A 385-nucleotide genomic window follows, 5' to 3' on the forward strand; every position below is an offset into this window, starting at 1 on the left:
TTGAAAATAAAGAAAATGAATGAACTCTTTGAATATTATTACTTGAAGATACCTCTGGTTGGAGAGATGATCATTAGGTTAAACATATCCCGTTATTTAAGAACATTAACTATTTTAAATGGCAATAACGTTGATTTAATCCAGGCAATAAAAATAAGTAACTCGGCATTGACGAATGAGTATATTAAATCACAGTTAAAAAGTACCGCTAAGTTAATTAACGAAGGCAGTAGTCTATCGTCTTGTTTAACTATTAGTCGAGTATTCTCACCTATGATAATACATATGATTGCATCAGGTGAACGAACTGGGACATTGGATGTTATGTTGGAAAAAGTGACTGCTGTCCAAGAAGATGAACTGATGCTTAAGATAAATATATTTA

The 385-nt window shown here is 31.4% G+C and carries 1 protein-coding gene; it reads left to right on the top strand.

Annotated features, from left to right (window positions below; all coding sequences use genetic code 11):
* Nucleotides 1-15: 15 nt before the first annotated feature.
* Nucleotides 16-385: type II secretion system F family protein (locus tag V2A85_RS24550; RefSeq protein ID WP_420072673.1), on the top strand; the 370-nt coding region annotated here is incomplete at its 3' end.

The sequence above is a fragment of the Yersinia sp. 1252 StPb PI genome, assembly GCF_048593885.1.
GTDB classification, from domain to species: Bacteria; Pseudomonadota; Gammaproteobacteria; order Enterobacterales; family Enterobacteriaceae; genus Yersinia; species Yersinia enterocolitica_E.